Origin of the sequence: Micromonospora sp. NPDC049275, from assembly GCF_043197115.1 — a bacterium.
In the GTDB taxonomy this organism is placed as follows: domain Bacteria; phylum Actinomycetota; class Actinomycetes; order Mycobacteriales; family Micromonosporaceae; genus Micromonospora.
This window is the reverse complement of record NZ_JBICSN010000006.1, coordinates 214,138-231,816: the sequence shown is the minus strand read 5'-3', so window position 1 is coordinate 231,816 and position 17,679 is coordinate 214,138. Positions and strand designations below refer to the sequence as shown.

The 17,679-nt window shown below is 71.7% G+C and carries 11 protein-coding genes; 3 read left to right on the top strand and 8 right to left on the bottom strand.

Features of this window, described 5'->3' with window-relative positions; genetic code table 11:
* Positions 1-123 precede the first annotated feature (123 nt).
* On the top strand, positions 124-2,286 hold the full coding sequence (locus tag ACGFIE_RS20610; protein ID WP_393296765.1) for a Gfo/Idh/MocA family oxidoreductase: 2,163 nt from the start codon (positions 124-126) through the stop codon (positions 2,284-2,286).
* A gap of 30 nt (positions 2,287-2,316) precedes the next feature.
* On the opposite strand, the gene ACGFIE_RS20605 is transcribed toward ACGFIE_RS20610, so the two are convergent.
* Together ACGFIE_RS20605 and ACGFIE_RS20600 are read right to left on the bottom strand one after the other, a co-directional pair.
* Positions 2,317-3,501 (bottom strand): glycosyltransferase family 4 protein, encoded by a 1,185-nt coding sequence (locus tag ACGFIE_RS20605; protein WP_393296763.1) that lies wholly within the window; start codon positions 3,499-3,501, stop codon positions 2,317-2,319.
* Positions 3,498-5,498 (bottom strand): heparinase II/III family protein, encoded by a 2,001-nt coding sequence (locus ACGFIE_RS20600; RefSeq protein ID WP_393296761.1) that lies wholly within the window; start codon positions 5,496-5,498, stop codon positions 3,498-3,500. The genes ACGFIE_RS20605 and ACGFIE_RS20600 overlap by 4 nt, the downstream gene beginning before the upstream one ends.
* Before the next feature lie 291 nt (positions 5,499-5,789).
* On the opposite strand from ACGFIE_RS20600, the gene ACGFIE_RS20595 reads away from it, so the two are divergent.
* Both ACGFIE_RS20595 and ACGFIE_RS20590 read left to right on the top strand, forming a co-directional pair.
* The gene (locus ACGFIE_RS20595) at positions 5,790-7,265 is read left to right on the top strand and encodes an O-antigen ligase family protein (protein WP_393296759.1); all 1,476 of its coding nucleotides are present in this window, start codon (positions 5,790-5,792) and stop codon (positions 7,263-7,265) included.
* 254 nt (positions 7,266-7,519) lie between these two features.
* Positions 7,520-8,839 carry a hypothetical protein gene (locus ACGFIE_RS20590; protein WP_393296757.1) on the top strand — a complete coding sequence of 440 codons (1,320 nt, stop codon included), beginning with the start codon at positions 7,520-7,522 and terminating at the stop codon, positions 8,837-8,839.
* On the opposite strand, the gene ACGFIE_RS20585 is transcribed toward ACGFIE_RS20590, so the two are convergent.
* The 6 genes from ACGFIE_RS20585 to ACGFIE_RS20560 form a co-directional block, all read right to left on the bottom strand.
* Positions 8,788-9,984 (bottom strand): glycosyltransferase, encoded by a 1,197-nt coding sequence (locus ACGFIE_RS20585; protein WP_393296755.1) that lies wholly within the window; start codon positions 9,982-9,984, stop codon positions 8,788-8,790. The two genes, ACGFIE_RS20590 and ACGFIE_RS20585, sit on opposite strands and share 52 nt — an antisense overlap.
* Positions 9,981-11,354 (bottom strand): glycosyltransferase, encoded by a 1,374-nt coding sequence (locus ACGFIE_RS20580; RefSeq protein ID WP_393296753.1) that lies wholly within the window; start codon positions 11,352-11,354, stop codon positions 9,981-9,983. Before ACGFIE_RS20580 ends, ACGFIE_RS20585 begins: the two co-directional genes overlap by 4 nt.
* 17 nt (positions 11,355-11,371) lie before the next feature.
* Positions 11,372-12,742 (bottom strand): lipopolysaccharide biosynthesis protein, encoded by a 1,371-nt coding sequence (locus tag ACGFIE_RS20575; protein WP_393296751.1) that lies wholly within the window; start codon positions 12,740-12,742, stop codon positions 11,372-11,374.
* Positions 12,743-12,908: 166 nt separating this feature from the next.
* A complete protein-coding gene (locus ACGFIE_RS20570; RefSeq protein WP_393296749.1) occupies positions 12,909-14,783 on the bottom strand; it encodes a polysaccharide biosynthesis protein in 1,875 nt (624 codons plus the stop codon).
* A 230-nt stretch (positions 14,784-15,013) separates the two neighbouring features.
* Positions 15,014-16,216: a DegT/DnrJ/EryC1/StrS family aminotransferase gene (locus ACGFIE_RS20565; protein WP_393296747.1), complete on the bottom strand. Its 1,203-nt coding sequence runs from the start codon at positions 16,214-16,216 to the stop codon at positions 15,014-15,016.
* A 201-nt stretch (positions 16,217-16,417) separates the two neighbouring features.
* On the bottom strand, positions 16,418-17,515 hold the full coding sequence (locus tag ACGFIE_RS20560) for a hypothetical protein (protein WP_393296745.1): 1,098 nt from the start codon (positions 17,513-17,515) through the stop codon (positions 16,418-16,420).
* Positions 17,516-17,679 lie beyond the last annotated feature (164 nt).

Here is a 17,679-nt window from a genome sequence, read left to right as displayed (position 1 = left end):
GGATCTCCTCATAATTCGGCGTGAATCAGCGGCGTCGTACCAATGGTACAAGTTATCCAATTTGATACCTTTGCTCTCTGTGCAGTGTCGACTGACTCTTATTTCCGAAGGCAGGAAGACCGCGTGAAGCAGATCGTCCAATCCGTGTCCGGCGGCGAGTTGCGAGTCGTGGAGGTTCCGCAACCGGAGCCCGGCGCGACCGAGGTGCTCGTCGCCACGCGCAGGTCCCTGCTCTCCGCGGGCACCGAGCGCGCCGTACGGGAGTTGGCCTCGGCGAGCCTGCTGCGCAAGGCCCGCGCCCGGCCGGATCTCGTCCGCCAGGTCGTCAACCGGTCGCGCACCGGGGGAGTCCGCTCGACCCTGGCCGCGGTGCGCAGCCGGCTCGACGAGGACATGCCGCTGGGGTACAGCGCGGCCGGCGTCGTCGTCACCGCCGGCGCGGCCACCGACGGGTTGCGCCCCGGGATGCGGGTGGCCACGGCGTCGGCGGGGCACGCCGAGTACCAGGCGGTGCCGGGCCTGCTCGCGGTGCCCGTCCCGGACGCGGTGTCGGACCAGGCCGCCGCCTTCGGCGCGGTGGCGGCGATCGCTCTGCAGGGGCTGCGGCAGGCCGACGTGAGCGTGGGCGGCGCGGTAGCGGTCGTCGGCCTCGGCCTGGTCGGGCAACTGACGGTACGACTGGCACTCGCCTCCGGGCTCACCGTCGTCGGCATCGACCTACGCCTGTGGACTGCCGAGCTGGCCAGCGGCGCGGGCGCGCTCGGGCTGGTCGAGGCCGGCGCGGCGACCACCGAGCAGGTCATGGAGGCCACCCGTGGCCGTGGCGTCGACGCGGTCCTGATCACGGCGGCGACCGCCTCGTCGGAGCCGGTCGCCCGCAGCGCGGAGATCGCCCGCGACCGGGCCCGGCTGGTAGTGGTCGGTGACGTCGGCCTGGACCTCGACCGGAGGCGCTTCTACGAGCGCGAGCTGGACCTGCGCTTCGCCCGCAGCTACGGCCCCGGCCGCTACGACCGTGCGTACGAGGAGTGGGGCGTCGACTATCCGATCGGCCACGTGCGCTGGACGGCGCGGCGCAACGTGGAGACCTACCTCGACCTGGTGGCCAGCGGCCGGGTCGCGGTCGACGACATGGTGACCCACGTCTTCGACGTGGAGCAAGCGACGTCGGCGTACGAGGTGCTGGCGTCGGACCCGCGCTCGCTCGCGGTGCAGCTCACCTACTCGGCGCCCGCGCAGCCGGCCGCCCGCCCGGCCACGATCCGGCCACGCCGGCGGTCGGCGGCACCCCGGGCGGGGCTGATCGGGGCCGGCACGTACGCCAAGGCGACCTTCCTGCCCGCGCTCAAGGCGGCCGGCTGGGGCGACGATCTCGTCGCCATCACGTCAGCCAAGGGGCTGTCGGCACGTCACGCCGCGGAGCGCAACGGCATCGCCGTCGTGGCGCCGACGGTCGAGGACCTGCTCCTCCGCGACGACGTGGACGTGGTGTTCGTCCTCAGCCGCCACGATTCCCACGCCGAGTTGGCGGTGCGGGCGCTCGACGCCGGTAAGCACGTCTTCGTGGAGAAGCCGCTCGCGCTGACGCGGGACGAGCTCGACGGGGTGCTGGCCGCGTACGACCGCAACCCGGGCCACCTGTTCGTCGGGTTCAACAGGCGACACGCGCCGATGGTGGCGTACACCCGAAAGGTCCTGAGTGCCGGGTCCGGGCCGATCAGCGTGGCCTACCGGGTCAACGCCGGGCAGTTGCCCGCCGCGCACTGGTATCACGACCGCCGCCAGGGCGGCCGTGTCCGCGGCGAGGTGTGCCACTTCGTGGACCTCGCGTCGTGGCTGGTCGGCGAGCAGCCCCGGGTCGTGCACGCGTACGGCAGCGGACGCGGCGAACCGGGCCTGGAGGAGGACGTGAGCGTCCTGCTCGGATACCCCGACGGCTCCACGGCGACGATCACGTACTCCACAGGGGGGCACCGGCGCACGCCGAAGGAACGACTGGAGATCCTCGGCCGTGGCCACACCGTGCTGATCGACGACTTCCGACGCCTGGAGGTCGACGGCCGGGAGGTCAAGCGGGCGCCCGGCGGCAAGGGACACCAGGAGCAGCTGGCCCACGTGCGGGCGGTGATCGCCGGGAACGCGCCGCACCAGCGCGGGTTCGAGGCGTCGATCGGTACGACGGAGGCGGCGCTGTCCGCGATCGCCGCGCTGGCCGGCATCGTCCAGGAGCCCGAGGCGCGACTCCCCACGCAGCTCGACGCGGAGAGCGCCGGGATCACCTCGTGACGCGGCACGGCCGGCGCTGACCCGGGCGGGTCAGCGCGCCGCGTCGTCGTCGTGGACGAGCGTGGCGAGCAGGCGGCCGAGGGCGCCCGACATCGCCGTCCGCGACTGGTTGTCCCGTATCCAGCGCCGGCCCGCCGCGCCCATCTTCGCCAACTCGTCCGGGCTCGCCTGCACCATCTGGGCGAGGCCGTGGGCGAGGTGCCCCGGCGGGGTCACCGACCCGGCGTCCGCGCCCAGGACGAGGTCGCCGACGATTCCCGGACTGTTGGTGACGATCGGCAGGCCGGCGGCCATGTAGTCGAACACCTTGTTGGGGCTGACCCCGGCGCGGAACAGTTCGACGTCCGCGAGCACGTGCACGCCGACGTCGGCCGCGTGCAGGAGATCGGGGATCTCGGTCTTCGGCACCGGGTCGAGGAACCGCACGGTGGGGATGTCGCGCGCCGCCGCCCGCAGGCGTGCCTTCTCGACGCCCGATCCCACGAGCACGACGTCGATCTCGGGCACCGCCCGAGCGGCGCTCAGGAGCAGGTCCAGCCCGTTGGCCGGGCCGTGCGCTCCCGCGTAGACGGCCGTCCGGCGGGTGAACCCGTACCGTCGCCGCAGCTCGTCGCGGTCATCACTGGGGACGAAGTCGTCCGGGTCTGCCGCGTTGGGGATGAACACGATCCGCTCGGGCGGTACGCCCTTGCTCTCGATCGCCTGCCGCACGCCCGCCGCCAGGATCACCACCCGGTCGGCGCGTCGGTACAGGAGACGCTCCAGGCGTTCCAGCGCCCGGTACGCCGTCGACGTCTCCGACAGCGTCCCCATCTCGACGAGCACCCGGGGCCACAGGTCCCGGACCTCCAGGACGAACGGCGTACGCCGCAGGGCCGCCACGACGCAGCCCGACAGGCCGGCCAGCAGGTGTGGCGACGACGCGTACACCACGTCGGGTCGGGGCTGCCGCAGGCCGGCGAGAGTGGCCGTCACCCCGTAGCTGGCCCAGTTGAGCACCCGGCCCACGCCATTGCCCCGGTACGGCGTCACGGCGACCGGGTGGAATCCCGGCTCCGGGCGTTGCGGCCGACCGGTGATCATGTTGCGGCGGCTCGCGATGATCACGTGCGTCCAGCCGGGCAGGCGGCTGAACAGCTCGACGTGCCGGGTGCCGCCCGGGTGGCCCGGAGGCACGGCGAAGTGGTTGAGGACCAGGACCCTGCGTCGTGTCATAGCGGTGCTCCCACGTGCTGGACGTCCCCGGAGGCGAGGTGGGTGACGGTCAGGGTGGCGCCCCCGTCGGTCCAGGCCACCTCGTAGCGGAGACCGTCGAGGGTTGTCGCGTCGGGCCGTGGCCCGGGCACGGTGCCCAGCCCCCAGGCGACGGTGTCGGCAGGGGTCTCGGTCGTGAGCCAGGTCGCCGGCTCCCAGCGCCCGTACGTCCGGCTGTGCCAACCCGCGAACGGCGTCGACCGTCCGCGTACCGCCTCGTACCCGTCCAACCCGAACAGGTCGAGCTTGGTGTCGCCGGTGACGAGCGCGTCGTTCTCCACCGCGACGTCGGGGTGCAGGGGGATCGTGAGCGACCAGGTGCCGGCCGCCCCCGGCGGGTCGGCGAACTCGACGATGGCCACGTACGCGTCGGCCACCACCACGGCGCGGCCGACGCGTACCGGGTGCTCGCCGCGCGCGTACGCGTCGTGCCACCCGAACGCGATGGTGCGATCCGGCCGGACGAGTGGCTGTCCCAGGTGACCACGACCGGTGGCGAGCCAGCGGAACGCGCGGTGCGGAATCAGCTGGTCCTGCCCGTCCGGGCGGCGCACCGGGTGGGCGGCGGAGGTGCGCAGTCCGTTGCGGACCTCCAACGGACCGTTGTAGGTGCCCGTGCCCGGATCGGCGATCAGCCACCGGCCGTTGTGGGTTACCCAGACCGAGGTCAGGTCGGCGTGGCCGTGCGACGGGCCGCCGTCCACCTTGAACCACACCCGCCACGGCCCCCGCTCGATCAGCGCGGTGCCTCCCGAGGTCGTCGCGCCGCGCCCGGCCGGCCGGTACGCCGCCGCGGTGGCCTGATCCCGGGCGCTCGCGGGCGCGTACCAGGCGAGTTCGTCGAAGTCGGCGAACCACCGCGCCGGCAGCCGTTCCCCGCACAGCGCCAGCCCGAGCGCGGCCGAGCCGGCCACGTCGAGCGGGTCGCCGGAGGACGCGAGCACCCGCCCCTCGTCCCAGTCGCCGTACTGCGGGACCTCCCCGTCGAAGACACCGAGTCGGGCGAGGTGCAGGCTGGCCGCGCGCAGGTCCTGGCGCACGCCGGCCGGCGCGCCGCCGAGCAGCAGTCGTACGACGAGCATCTCCAGAACGAAGCGGTGGTACGACAGCGAGTCCTCGATCATGCGGCCGTCCGGCCCGAAGTGCCGGCGCTGCTGCGTGGCGAACATCCGCTCGCCGGTACGCGCCCACCAGCGGGCGCGCGCCGCGGTGGGGAACATGCGCGACAGCAGGATCAACCCGAGTGCGTCACCGAGCATGTGGTTGTTGCGCATGCTGCTCACCGTGTAGGGCAGCTCGACCAGCAGGTGTCGTGCGCTGGCCAGCAGGTGCCGTTCCATGGCGGCCACCACGTCGCGGGGCAGCCGGTCGCCGGCCAGCGCCAGGATCTGGTTCCAGGCGACCGCGCGCAGCGCCAGCTCGAGGCTGGAGTACCAGTTCACTCCCCGCTCGGGTGGCGACTGCTCGCACCAGGCCCGCAGCAGGCCGCCGAGGCCGTCGTGCCAGGGGCCGGCCGGGTCGAGGCGGGCCGCGCGGGCCAGGACGACCAGGTCGCGGTGGCGGCCCGCCTCCCAGGTGTGCTTCACGTCGGACAGGCGTGCCCCGGAACGGATGTCGACGCGCCACCACGGCACGTCCGCCGGCCACTGCCGCCCGCTCAGCGGGTCGGTGCTCCACGGCGCCGACACGCCTGTCGCCACCCGGGCGCCGAAGACCCGAAGCCCTTCGCGCAGGACGCGGCCGGCGTCATCCAGGCAGCGTTGCCCCGCCTCGTCACTGAGCGGCGTAGTGCTGCCCAGTGGCACCAGGGTGGCCGGACGGTGCCGGGGGGCCCGACCCTGGAACAGGACGGCGTGGAATCCGCCGCGCTTGGACGCCTCGTACGCCGCGCGCAGCGGCGCCGACAGGCCAAGGGCGCGCAGGTCCACGGCGACCGCACGGAGATCGGGTCTGGCCATCAGCTTCCCCTCGGGGCGGACGACGGAGGCGAGCACTGTCTGCGTGAGCGCGGACCCCTCGCGATGCTGAGCGTGGGCAGCTCGCAGCGGTGAGCGAGCGACGGTATCAGGACGTTGGTGGCAATTCGCGCATTTGCTCCCGATCGCGCTGGCGTGTCGGGGAAGCTGCAATTGCCGTACAAATCGGGCATTAAGCACAATATCGGGTCGCGCGAGGAGCCGTTGCGGCGTGGCGTGCCTGTCGTCTGTCCAACGTCGCCGGTGCCGTTTCAGTGACGAGAAGGAGTGGTCGTGACATCGCAAACCCGGACGGGGCTCGGATCCCCCTCGCCGGCGCCGCCCCGAGCCGGCGTCGGCAGCGTGCCCCGAGCCGGCGTCGGCAGCGTGCCCCGAGCCGGCGTCGGCAGCGTGCCCCGAGCCGGCGTCGGCAGCGTGCCCCGAGCCGACGTCGGCAGCGTGCCCCGAGGCGCGGCCGCGGTGACCGTGGCCGGAAGCGGACGGGCGGGCTGGCGGACACGGATGACGACCGTCGCCGTCGGGCTGCTGTGCGTCGCGGCCTTCCAGGCGTCGTCGGCGAACGCCTGGCTTGTCGTCCTGGAGGCCTCGGCCGCCGCGATCCTTCTCCGCTGCCGGGTTCCCCGCCCCCGGCTGCCCGATGTGCTGGCTGTCGCGGTGGCGTGCTGGGCGCAGCTGACGGTCGTCTGGTCCAGCGATGTCGCACAGACGCGGAGCGTGGCCCTCGCGTACACCTCGGCCTGTCTTCTCTTCGTCGCGGTCCGCCACGTCGTCACGACGCCGAGGCACCTGCTGGCGGTCGGGGGTTCGTACATCGTCGGATGCGTGATCGCCGCTTGGGGCCTGATCATCGAGGCGCGCGGAGCCGGCGGGCAGGCCAGCGCGTGGGACATGGCGGTGCGCTTCGGCATCGAGGGCACCAACATCAACTTCACGGCCTACTCCAGCGTCACCGCGTTCCTCCTGGCACTGGGCCTGCTGAAAATTCGCGGTCAACCTCGGCTCGTCACCATCGGGCTGATCGCCGCGTTGCCGGTGCTGGCGTCCGGTGTCTTTCTGAACCGGACCAAGGGAGCCCTGGTCGCCCTGCTGCTCATCGTGGTGTACGCGCTGCTCAGCGAGCTCAATCCACGCGCGATGTGGGTGGCCGCGGCGGCGGTGGTGCCCACGCTGCTGGTGACGGTGCCGCTCGGTCTGGGTCAGAGCGCCCTGAGCTGGGCGGACGGCGTCATCGGGTCGGCCGCGACAGGTGACGTGCTGAGTCGCATCGAGCTGTGGCGGTACGCGTCGTCCTACTGGTGGGACGCCCTCTGGTTCGGCGACGGCGCGGGAATCTTCGAGATCGGGAACACGCTGGGAATCCGGCCGCACAACGCCGTCCTCGCCGTCGCCGTTGACCTGGGCCTGGTGGGGTTGCTGGGCGTCGCCGCCCTGTTCGGCTCGGTGCTCGCCAGGCGGGCGGCGCAGTGTCCGGTCGGACTCCGTGTCGCCGGGCTGTTCCTGGTGGGCGGATTTCCGATCTGGCTGACCGGAGTGTGGGAGTTCGAGCGGGGGCCGTGGCTGGTACTCGCCCTGCTGTCGATGCTCCCGGTCCAGGTCACCGGCCGACGCGGGACGCGATCCGGGTCGACGGACGACCCCTCCGCCGGGCGGGACCGACGCCCGAGCATCCGTCCGATGGCCGAAGGCGCCACCTCCCACCGCGGCGGGCCATCACCCCGGTACGTGCACGGTCGTTTGCTCGTTCAGTGACTACTGACACCCGTACGAGTGGAGGGTCGGCGAGTGCAAACTCGGAATCCTGTCCGGGTCGACTCGCGACCACCCAGGGTCGGACGTTCGGCCGGGAGCGGGCCTCGGTGACAGCCCTCGACGGCATCAGTCGTGGCCGACACCGCCCGCCCGTCGGAAGCGTCGACGGTCGGCTGCTCTCGCCATCGCCGCCTGCCGACCGCCGTGGACACCGGCCCTCCCTGCCGGACCCCGCGACGCCGCGACCTCGCACGGTGACGTGGCTGCCGTTGGTGCTGGCCCTGACGTGGATGCTCGGCACGTTCGGCGCGTTCTGGTTGACGAGGCTGGCCCGTCAGGTCGAGAACCCCGACCGGCTCTGCGTCTTCGTGCTCGCCGCGACCGCGCTCTTCGCCTGTGGATACGTGGCGCAGATGGCGCGTCGCGTCCCGGTGGTGGCTGTCGTATCGCACTCCACCGACCGCATCCGGCAGGTACGTCGGCTGGTCCTGGCCAGCGCCGTCTACTACGTGATCGTCAGCCTGACGCGGTTGGTCCAGTTCGGCGCCACCGGCCCGCAGAGCGTGTGGGCGAGCATCGAGGCGCCCGCCACCGGCTACGTGAACAAGTTCGACGTCTACCAACAGGGCGTCGCGAGCACGGGCCCGTGGATGACAGTGCTGCTCCCGCTCGGCATTCTCAGCGTGGCCCTCGTACCGCTGCTGGTGGTGCACTGGTCGAGTCTGCCCGGCTGGTTGCGACTCGCCGGCATCGTCGGTACGACCATGCACCTGGCGTTCTACCTCTTCATCGGCACCATGAAGGGCCTCGGCGACGTCGTCATCATGCTGGCGGCGGGGATGCTGATCGCCCGTGCGTCGACCCGGCACCGGCGGCGGGCCCGCTCGCGGCGTCGCCGGGCGCTCATGCTGCTCGGCGGAGCGTTCGTGCTCCTGGCCACCTACATGGCTTTCAGCCACGCGACGCGGGCGACGGAGTTCGGCACCACAGGTGAGGTGGTGCGGGTGAATCCCGAGGTGGAGCGCGCCATGGGTGAGCCGGCGGCCGTGGGTCTCGCTGCCATGATCGGCTACCCGACGCACGGCTACCTCGGACTGTCCTACAACCTCCAGGTGCCCTTCGAGTGGTCGCACGGTCTCGGTAGCGCGCCGTCCGCCGCGCTCTTCGCCGAGCAGTCCTTCGGAGTGGACCTGACCGAACACCCGACGTACCCCGACCGCACCCAGCACGAGAAGGGGTGGCCCGCGCGCATGTACTGGGCCACCATCTATCCCTGGCTCGCCTCCGACCTCACCTTCCCGGGCGCGGCGTTGTTCATGGGACTGGTCGGATGGCTCTTCGCCGGCTCGTGGCGCGCGGCGGTGTCCACCCGACGGGTGGTCCCGACGCTGATCTTCGCGCAGCTCTGCATCCTCATCGTCTACGTGCCGGCGAACAACCAGCTCGGCATGGCGCCGGAGTCCATCGTCGGGATGGCCACGCTCCTCGTGCTCTCCGCGCTGCAGTCGCCCGCCGACGGGCGTCAGTCCCAGCGTCGGAAGAACCGGCCGAGAGACTCCGCGTACGCCCGGTAGTCGAACGATTCGAGCGCCTGGCTGCGTGCCGCCTGGCGCATCAGGCTCCGCTGCGCGTCGCTCAGCCGGGCGGCGGCGCGAAACGCCTCGGTGACCCCCGCCAGCGTGTGGTCCCGGCACACCAGGCCCTCCAGGTCGGGGCGTAGATACCTGCCCATGTCGCTGGTGAGGTTGGCGATCACCGGGGTGCCGCTGGCCAGACTCTCGCAGAACTTCGTCGAGAAGCCCGCGTTCGTGGCCCGGTCCGGGCGACGGACGAGGACTGTGAAGTCCGCCGCCTGCAGGGCGCCCGCCACCTCCGCCTGCGGCAGTCGACCCAGGCACCGTACGCCCTCGGGCAACGCTCGGCCCTCGACGAGACCGCGTACCTCGTCGACTGTCGGGCCGTAGATGCGCAGCTCGACGCGCGCGCCGTCGCGCTGGACACGACCCACCGCCTCGATGACGGTGCCCAGGAGATCCTTCTTGTTCCCGTGCGGATTGCCCGCGTACGCGAGCGTGAGGGGGGACGATCCGCCCGCCGCTGTCTGCCGGGCGTCAAGCGTCAGGCCCTTCACGTCCAGGGTGGGCGGCACCCGCAGCAGCGGGCGACCGGTACGGCGGTAGTGGTCCTCAAGGTAGGAGCTGATCACGATGACGCCGTCGCAGCGCGGGTAGTAGTGGTGCAGAGCCAGTTTCATGCTCACGTGCAGCGGGCCGAGGTAGCCGCCGCGTACGTGCCGGCCGTTGAACCAGTCCACGACGTCGACGATCAGCGGCACGCGGTGCCGTCGGCACCACCTCTGGAGGTGGAACATGTACTGGGCCTGACCGCCGTGCACCAACACGTGCGACGGTCTGGTCGGCTGGGCGTCGAGCCAGCGGACCGTCCGTTGACCCCAGCGCACAAGCGTCTGGATCGAGCTGCCCACCGGCCCGGCCGTCGGCGGTGGCCGCTCCGCCAGGCCGATGTGCGACACCGAACCCGGGCCGTCGACGCCGGGCAGCGGCGTGCGGACACGCGGCTCCGGCCCCCCGCCGGCCACCACCACGTCGTAGCCGGCGGCGGCCAACGACGCCACCAGGCCGTGCACCCGCCGCGATCCCGCCTCGCCCCACGGGAACAGGAACGGACCCACACAGGCGACCCATCGGGTACGTCTCATCGCCGCACCCCGCCGCGCCTCGTGGTCAGGTGGTCGCGGGCAGCGTCGGGGGTGCCGGAGGCGGCTCGCGCGGCCGCGCGCAACGTGGCGGCGAACCGTGCGGCCACGTTCTCCCGGGCATGTTCCTGCCGGGCGAACTCGACCCCGTTGCGGGCCAGCCGCTCCCGCAGCCCCGCGTCGCCGCAGAGGGTCGCGAGGTCGCGCACCAGGCTGGCTCTGTCGTTCGTCCCGACGATCACTCCGGCGCCTGCCTGCCGGATGTGGTCCATCGACGCCACCTCGGCGGGACCGTAGCCGAGGATGGGACGCCCCGAGGCGAGGTACTGGGGGATCTTCGTCGAGACCGAGTAACGGGTGTAGCGGCGGATCTCCTCGTCGAAGGACTCGATGTGCACGAGGACGTCCGCCGACCGCAGCGCCGCGGGCACCTCCTCGCTTGTCAGCGACGGCCCCAGCCGTACCCGCCGCAGGTCGGCGAAGTGCCGTCCGTACTGGGCGAGGTCCCTCTCCGGGGCGTGGATGGTCAGTCGGACGGACGGGCCGGCCTGCGCGACGTCGTCAAGCGCGGCGCCGATGTCGCGCAGCGACTCCCACCGGTTGAGGTGCAGGGCGCCGACGTAGACCAGCTCGACGCCGCGCTGCCCGTCGACGTCGGTGCGGGGCGCGGCGAAGAAGTTCTCGTCGACGCAGTTCACGAAGGGGCTGAACGGGATCCCGTACCGTCGGGCGTACTCGTCGGCCATCGGCTGGCTGATCACCATGCCGAGTGGCGCCAGGCGGATCAGCCGTGCCGTCGTCTCCTGGACGCTGCGGGTGGCCCGACCGAACAGCTCGCCGTTGGCGTGCAGCGTCGCCGGCCAGTCGTCGGTGAAGTGCGGCACCACCGGCACGTCGCAGGTGCGCGCCGCGAGGGCGGTGATCCTCGTGAGCCGGACGCTGCCGAGCATGGAGTAGACGACGTCGGGACGGAAGTCCCGCATCCACCGGATCAGCGCCGGGGGGACACGGATCGGGCTGAGGTCGGCGCTCGCGCGCAGTTGCGCGTAGACCCTGGCCACCGTGGGACGGTTCTCCGCCGCCGCGTGGACGGCGGCGATCGGCCTGCTCTGTTGCAGCGGGGTGTGGCCGTTCCACCCCAGCATCCGCATCGAGTAGTACTGGACGGGCAGGTAGTGGTCCCGTGGTGGGAAGTGGAAGTAGTTCTCGCACACCTCCGTCGACGGCGTGATGTTACCGGTGTACACCTGCCCGAGGCGGTCCCTGGGCCAGCCGGAGAAGAGATTCGACAGGGTCATGGCGGTACCGCTGACGCGGCTGAAGGGCGTGTGGCTCACCACCAGCACCCGGGGGAATTCATCGTCCACAAGCATCGGTACGTCCACCTCTCTCATGTGGTCCGCGGGGTCAGTGCGCGCCGGTAGCCGTAGATGGCGGCCGGGACGACGGTCAGGCTGTAGATGACGACGGCGATGTACGGCGCGGCCCAGACGCCCAGCCAGTGCAGGCCGAGCAGCTTCCCGAGCACGGAGAGCGGCAGGTACAGCAGGTAGCCCCACAGTTGGGGGCGTACGACCCCGGCCGCGTTCTGCACCATGAAGCGCGGGGAGATCGCGGCCAGCACGATCCACCAGCAGGCGAGGCCCAGCAGGAGGGTCCGGTTCCCGATCGGGATGGGTAGCCAGGCGGCGAAGAACGCCTCGCCGAACACCACCAGGAGGGTCGACGGCACCACCGCGACGAGCGTGGAAACGACTGTCATGCGCCGCACGGTCCGGCGGACCCAGTCGAGGTCGCCGCGCGCCAGGGCTTCGCCGTGCATCGGCCACAGCGGCTGGTTGACGAGCGTCACGAGCGCGCCGAGCTGGGTGAACAGCCGGGCCGGCACCGCGTACGCGGTGACGCTCGCCAGCCCCAGCACGTGCGCGATGAGCAGGGGGTCGGCGTTGTCCGCCAGGACCATCACCAGTGTCACCAGGAAGAACAGGCCGCCCAGGCCGAACAGGTCACGAATGCCCCGGCCGTCGACGAACCTCGGGCGCGGCGCCAGACGGGGCAGCCGCCAGCCGAACGTCCACACCGTGTTGGCGATGTTGACCAGCAACGGGGAGATGGCGATGCTGGCGATGACCGCGATGGGGGGCAGCTTCGCGAACACCGCGCCGAGCGCCAGCGGCAACGAGAGCGCGCTCGCGGCCGCCTGCCAGATGTTGCTGACGGCCACCTGCTGGTACGCGTACTGCACCCGGGCGACAAGCGACAGCGGGATGTTCAGCAGGAAGGCCGTCAGGCAGACCAGGGCGACGAGGTGCGCGTCGTCGGCCGCCGCCCCGGTGGCGTTGAACAGCGCCGGCCACGGCACGAACCCGCCGACCAGCCACAGCAGGCCACACGTCGGAAGCGCCACACCGCAGACCGCCGCGTAGGCGCTGGAGACGTAGCGCCGGGCCGTCGCCCAGTCACCGTCCACCCGGCAGGGCGCCAGCCTGGTCATGAGGCCGAGGCCGACACCCAGGTCGGCGAAGGCGACCATCCCGGTGACGGCCAGGACCGCCGCCCAGAGGCCGTACAGGTCGGTGCCGAGATACGACAGGGTGACGGGGAGGAGGAAGAGCGGCACGACGGCGCTCACCGCTCGACTGAGCGCCGCGGTGGCGATCCAGGACAGCAGCCGACGACCGCGACGCCGGCTCGGGGGAGCGGGGGCGGCCGGCGCGGGCGGCTCGACCGTCTGGACGGTCGGACCGGGCCCCGCTGCCACGGCGTCCGGCTGTCGCTCGAAGCTGCTGTCGGGGGCCGGCAATCCTTCGGTCCAATCGATCCGCGGCGGAGGGACGCGCCTGGCGATGCGGATGCCGCCGCGCGGCCTCACGCTGGGCTTCCTCACCGGCATAACTGCCGGCGAGGGCCTTTGGGTGCGGGGTGGATCACCGCGACTGCAGGGGTACGCCCACCGGGCCGTCCACCGTCGGGCCGACCGGCCGGGCGCAGAGCAGCGCGAGGTGCTCGATGAGCTTCGCCTCGTCGTCGTACGGATCGAGGCCGCTCACCTCGCTCGGGTCGAGCGCCGGCACCCCCACGTGGGACACCAGCGGGTGCAGCGGCCGGGTGTCGGCCTCACCGGCGCCGAACAGATCCTCGTGCAGCTTCTCTCCGGGGCGCAGGCCGGTGTAGACGATCGGCACCTGACTGGACGCCTGCTCGGCCATCTGCCGGGCCAGGTCGGCGATGCGGACGGGCGCGCCCATGTCCAGCACCAGCGCCTCCCCGTCCCGGCCGATCTCGGCGGCCTGCAGGACGAGGTGGACGGCCTCCTGGACGGTCATCAGGTAGCGGGTGACCTCGGGGTGGGTGACTGTCATCGGCAGGGAGTCCTCGATCTGCCGCTGGAACGCCGTCACCACCGAGCCGCGACTGCTCAACACGTTGCCGAACCGGACGCTGAGGAACGTGCCCGGGAACCGGGACGCCGCGTGCGCGGTCAGTTGCTCGGTGATCCGCTTCGAGTATCCGAGCACGCTTATCGGGTTGGCGGCCTTGTCGGTGGAGATGTTGACGAACTTGGCCACGTCCCGGCAGGCGTCCAGCACCGAGAGGGTGCCCCAGATGTTCGTCTTCACCGCCTCGCCGGGGTGCCGCTGCAACAGGGTCAGGTGCTTGAGCGCCGCCGCGTGCAGGATGATCTCCGGGCGACGCTCGCGGATGATCCGTCGGATCCCCTCGTCGTCACGCAGGTCGGCGAGGATCAGCTCGGGACCGTCCAGCAGCGCCCGTCCGGCGAGCGACATCTGCAGACCGTGCAGGGCCGACTCGTCCCGGTCCAGCATCATCAGCTCACCAGGGTCGGCCTTCAGCACCTGACGGCAGAGTTCCGAGCCGATCGACCCGCCGGCGCCGGTGACCAGGATCCGGCGTCCGGTCAGGCTGTTCGTGCGCAGCGGCAGGTCACCGACGACCTGGTGGCGGCCGAGCAGGTCGCCGATCTGTACGTCCCGCACGTCGGTGACGGTGATCCGGTGGTCGACCAGGTCCCGCACGGGGGGCAGCACCTTGAACACCGCGCCGGCGGCGAGGGCGGCCTCCCGGATCTCGCGGATCAGCGCGGCGTCGGCGTTGGCCACCGAGAAGATGACCGCACCCGCCCCGGTGCGCCGCAGCGCCGAGGGCACGTCGTGCCGCCCGCCGAGCACCCGGACCCCTCGGATGCGCAGGTCGCGCTTGTCGGGATCGTCGTCGAGGGCGCCCACCGGCAGGTAGCGCCCCCGTGGATCGCCGAGCATGGCTCGCAGCAGTTCCTGCCCGGCGTCGCCCATCCCGAACAACAGCACCGGCGTCGACGACCGGACGTCCGGTCGCATCGAGAGGTCCCGACGATGGCGGTACGCGAACCGGGCGCCGAGCATCAAGAGTAGGGCGAGTGCGCCGCCGACCAGTGGGGTGCTCGCCGGCACCGGTCGCTCGCCGGAGGGGAGCAGGCCGAGCAGCACGATGGCGGCCGCCAGGACGGCGCTACCTGCGACGCCCTGGGCTTCCTGCAGGCTGCCCAGTGGGTGCCGTCCGGAGTGGAGGCGTCGCACGGACGCGACTCCCAGGTGCACGACGGCCGCGAGCACGCCTATCGCCGCGGCCCGGGTCGGTTGACCGGGCGGGAAGTGGAACTCGAATCGGGTCCACACCGCCGCGACGAAACCGCAGACCCAGGCGGTGGTGTCGGTGGCGAGGAGGGCCGCGGTGGCGCGGCGTGCCCTGGCCCGTCGCGTCCGCCGGTCCACGCGTTCCGTGTGCTCTGTTTCCTGCGGCATGTGCTCGCTTCCTGTCCGTCCCCCGCCAGCTTCCGCCGCTCGGTCGGGGGCGATGTGCGGCCTATGTCCTCGTTACAGTCATTCTCTGGATTTCTGGTGCCTTTGCCGCTGGACGGCGGAATATCCGGCTACTGCCGACCTCCGCGAGCCGGTACGCCGGTCCTCCGTCACCTGATCGGCCACCCGTCGAGGGCCGACCCCCCGTGGTGGACCAGGTCAGGCCTGGTGTTTCACGACGGGGACGGGCCTCTCCGGGCGCTCAGGAACTCGTCGATCGCCGTGAACACCCGGGCGATCTGTGGTTCGGTGAGGGCGCTCCCGCTGGGCAGGGTGAGCCCGTCGGTGAAGAGGCGCTCGGCCGCGCCGGTGAGCAGGCTGTCCGCGCCCGCGTGCATCGGCTGCAGGTGCATCGGCTTCCACACCGGCCGGGTCTCGATGTTCCGTTCCGCCAGGTGGATCGCGAGGTCGTCGGCCCGCCAGCCGCACCGCTGGGGCTCGACGGCGATGACCGTCAGCCAGCAGTTGGACTCGACGTCCTCGGCTCCGACCAGCCGCACGCCGGGCACCGGGGCGAAGAGCTTGGCGTACCTGTCGCGCAGGTGACGGCGTCGGGCGATCATCTGGTCCAGCCGGCGGAGCTGGGCGCGTCCGAGTGCCGCGAGCAGGTTGCTGAGTCGGTAGTTGTAGCCGGTCTCGTGGTGCTCGTAGTGCCGCGCCGGCTCGCGGGCCTGGGTGGCGAGGTGCCGAGCGCGGGCCAGCAGCACGGCGTCGTCGGACACCAGCATTCCACCACCGGAGGTGGTCATGATCTTGTTGCCGTTGAACGACAGCACGCCGACGCGACCGAAGGAGCCGGCGGGCCGCCCGCCGTGGCTGGCGCCGAGGGCCTCGGCGGCATCCTCCACGAGGGGCACGCCGGTTTCCACGCACAAAGGGAGCAGGGCGCTGTAGTCGGCGCAGCTGCCGAACATGTCCACTCCGACCATCGCGCCGATCCGCTCACCGCGCGCCCGCAACCGTCGGATCAGGTCGGCGACGAGGTCGACGTCCACATTGCCGGTACGCGGATCGCAGTCGACGAAGACCGGACGCGCGCCGATGTACCGGGCCGCGTTCGCGGTGGCGACGAAGGTGAGGGTGGGCACGATGACCACGTCGGCGGGGCCGACTCCCACACCGAGCAGGGCCAGGTGCAGAGCCGCCGTTCCGGAGTTCACGGCGACGGCCCCGCCGGTGCCGACCCGGGTCGCGACGTCGTGTTCGAACGCCGCCAGGTCCGGGCCGACCGGTGCCACCCAGCCCGAGCGCAGTGCGGCGATCAGGTACGACTCCTCCAGCGGCCCGATGTCGGGCGGCGACAGGTACACGGTGTCGCCCGGGTGCGGGCGCGGCGGGGAATCGGCCACGTCCGCGAGACGACCAGGCACCGGCATGTTCCGACCTCCGCGACGGTGGGCAGTGCGTGTCGACGTCGGGCGGGACCCGGGGGCACAGAAACCGCAAATCTTCGCAGTCGGTCGACATCCGCCTGATAAACCCCCAAACCCTCGCGTTGGACACGGCCAGGGGGTTCGTGGTGTCGCACCGGCGAGACTGGCCTCTGGCGCCGTGGATGGCTGGGCGTCGTCGCGGCGTTACCGGCCGGACGCGCGCCGGGAGCGGGGTGTCACGGTGGCCGCCTCGTGTGGCAGCCGTGGTGGTGCCGGCACGACCTGCCGCAGATGCCCCACGATCGCCTCGCAGAACACCGCCTCGATGTCGCACTCCTCCTCGACGTGCTGCCAGGTGTCACCCACCCGGAGGTGGTAGCCGGTCGACTCCTCGGCAGTGACCGTCCCGAAGTGCAGGCACTGGAACTCGATCAGGTGGAAGCGCTCACCGTCGTGGCCGATGTCCAACGAGGCGAGTGGGGTGCCGAGAGTGTCGGAGACCCGCTCCGCGTAGTCGAGCAGCCCGTCGCGGTCGACACCCGCCAGGTCCTGGAAGTCGAAGTCGCCGCTGCCGCTGGCGCGGAAGTCGCCGGGTCGGTTGCGGCGGTACAGCGTGTAGTAGCGCGCGCCCATCCGGAGCACCTTGAAGTCTCCGGCCAGCCCCGGGATCAGCGCCTGCACCAGGAACTTCTGCCGGTGCAGGGAGCGAGGATGGTGGTCGCGACGCAGCAGTCGTCGGCCGTGTTCGCGAACGGCTTCGCCCCGGTCCGAGGTGTCGCTGAGGGTGCGGGCGGTGCGCAGCAGCTCGCGCCGGTCCGCGGCGCGGGCCACGAACTGCGAGCCGGCGCCGTACGCCGACTTGAGCACCTTGGGCCACGGACCGTCCAGCTCCGTCGCCGCGAGTTCCTCGTAGGTGCCGAAGGTGCGGGTGCCCAGGAGGCGGGCGTCCTCGGGGAAGAGCCGCCCGCGCAGAGCCTCCATCATCACCTTGTTGTGGTGGGCGCGCAGGTAGCGGTAGCCCGGGATGACCCGCGCTCCGGCGGTCTCCAGGGCCAGCACCAGATCCTCGATCCAGCTCTTGTAGTGCAGCCCGCGGTCCTCGGACGAGGTGTAGAGCACCGGCACCCCCCGCAGATCCTCGCTCAGGTCCAGGTCGGCGAATCGGATCACCTCGGGGTCGAGGCCGGCGCGGGTGAGGTACGCGGTGATCTTCGCGATGTCCATGGTGCACAGACCGTGCCGCGTGCGCGCCGTGGAGTAGAACGTGCCCCGGTAGTCGGTCAGGATCAGGATTCTGGTCATCTCGGGCTCTCTGCCTGCGGCGGTCCGGGCGCGGTGGTGTGTGGCCCGGCGTGGCGACAAATCGGACGCTGGTCATTGAAGATGTGTAATAAATTCAGATCGCATAGATAAATCGGCGGCTTTAAGGATATTTCCTGATCGGTCGTGTTGTCTGCTTTACCGTG